Genomic DNA, 1,721 nt, shown 5'->3' on the forward strand with positions numbered 1-1,721 from the left:
ACCGTCGTGATCGCTGCCGTCAGCGTCGTCTTGCCGTGGTCAACGTGACCGATCGTACCAACGTTGACGTGCGGCTTGGTCCGCTCAAACTTTTCCTTGGCCATTTTCAACTCCCGAAAGGAATTTCACATGTTGCGCCGCGCGCAAACAGACACTGACTTTTTACTGCTGGTGCCCATGGGCAGGATCGAACTGCCGACCTCTCCCTTACCAAGGGAGTGCTCTACCACTGAGCCACATGGGCATGTAACGCTTCAACTTCGCGGACTGGAGCGGGTGAAGGGAATCGAACCCTCGTCGTAAGCTTGGAAGGCTTCTGCTCTACCATTGAGCTACACCCGCACGGGCCACTAACGATTCCCTACCGCTCTCTGCGCTGATGTTCTGGTGGAGGAGGTTGGATTCGAACCAACGTAGGCGTAAGCCAACAGATTTACAGTCTGCCCCCTTTAGCCACTCGGGCACCCCTCCGTAGAGAACTGACGATTATGGGGGTGCATCACACTCTTGTCAAGCACATCCGGAAGATTATTTTCATTTTCTTCCAAGGCACCAGACCGACACACCCGACACCCGCACTCGCCCGGCTAAAGGCAAGTTCGAGAGGATCGCCATCGGCGTCCACATCTTCGTCAGACCCCGTCTTCAGCAGCGATTTGCATCTTTGCTGAAAACGAAAGACCGCCATCATACGACCTCCTGCCCGGAATGCCAAGCAGGTAGACGAAAAAATTTCGCAATTTCCATGCCGGGCAATTGGAACGGCGTCGGTTGGAATGTTTGGCGGCGGTTCGGATGTCGTGGAGACGGGCTCGACATAATGCTCTTCGTTGTGCTGGAGCTGGGATCGCAGATCCGCTGTTGCTCGCGCACGCTACGAAGCGCGTGATCTCCGCACGACGGCGGACGCGCTCTTCGTCGGCGATGGCTGGGGCGCGTTATAAGCAGCCCCCCAGTGCCCGTGCAGCCATAGTTGGCTGTATGGCGACCGTTAGGACGGTCGCCATACGCCGATCGAGCTGAAAATGCCTCCGGCTAGGCCACTCCCGGTCGGCGCAATCGAGTAATAGCAGGCGCCCAAGGCACAAAACATCGGCAGCACAACTTCGCCCCGACCTACACGTGCCCACCGTGCACGCTCTTACGCGCCACCCTGGCCGCCCTCAAGTGACGATGTCGTGGACACGCCACCGGGCCGCCCATGCTGCACGGACTGAGACCACCAGGTCGCGGCCGGCCAAGCCCTAAATCTTGACGGAACGGACCGCAGCTGCGGCTCGTCGCCGGAGGGAGATATCGGAAATCGGCCGCAGTTCATTGCAGTACGCGTCCGGATATCGCGGGGTGTGGTGCACCATCGCTGGAAGCGATAGATGTCCAGCGGGCCGATAACCCGTTCGATTTCCGAGGAGCTACCGACCGCCCGAGGGACGCACTCAAGCGGCACCATGCTCTGGCGGGCAGCACAAGATTAACCCGCAGTTCGGACTGCCGAAGTGACTATAGGGAGCAGGTACCCGGGAGGGTGTACTGCTTAGCGCTGTGCCTACAGGCATCCGTTCTCGGCCTGTCGATGCGTCGTCCGCTGGGGCGGCTGATCGATATATGTAGGCAGGGGACCTCGGGCGACACGCTGGCAGCAGAGCTTACTACCAAGTCACGAAGGCATAAGACTTTTCCGTCGCGCCAATGCAAAAACCCCCGCCTTTCGGGCGGGGGTT

The 1,721-nt window shown here is 59.3% G+C and carries 1 protein-coding gene and 3 tRNA genes; all 4 read right to left on the reverse strand.

What is annotated here, in order from left to right; translation table 11 throughout:
• Nucleotides 1-104: GTP-binding protein (locus tag EX20_RS22610; protein ID WP_034194841.1), on the reverse strand; the 104-nt coding region annotated here is incomplete at its 3' end.
• A gap of 65 nt (nucleotides 105-169) precedes the next feature.
• Nucleotides 170-244 (reverse strand) — tRNA-Thr (locus EX20_RS22615).
• 24 nt (nucleotides 245-268) lie between these two features.
• Nucleotides 269-342 (reverse strand) — tRNA-Gly (locus tag EX20_RS22620).
• A gap of 43 nt (nucleotides 343-385) precedes the next feature.
• A tRNA-Tyr gene (locus tag EX20_RS22625) sits at nucleotides 386-471 on the reverse strand.
• Nucleotides 472-1,721: the final 1,250 nt, after the last annotated feature.

The organism is Burkholderia sp. WP42, from assembly GCF_000745665.1.
Lineage (GTDB): Bacteria > Pseudomonadota > Gammaproteobacteria > Burkholderiales > Burkholderiaceae > Burkholderia > Burkholderia vietnamiensis.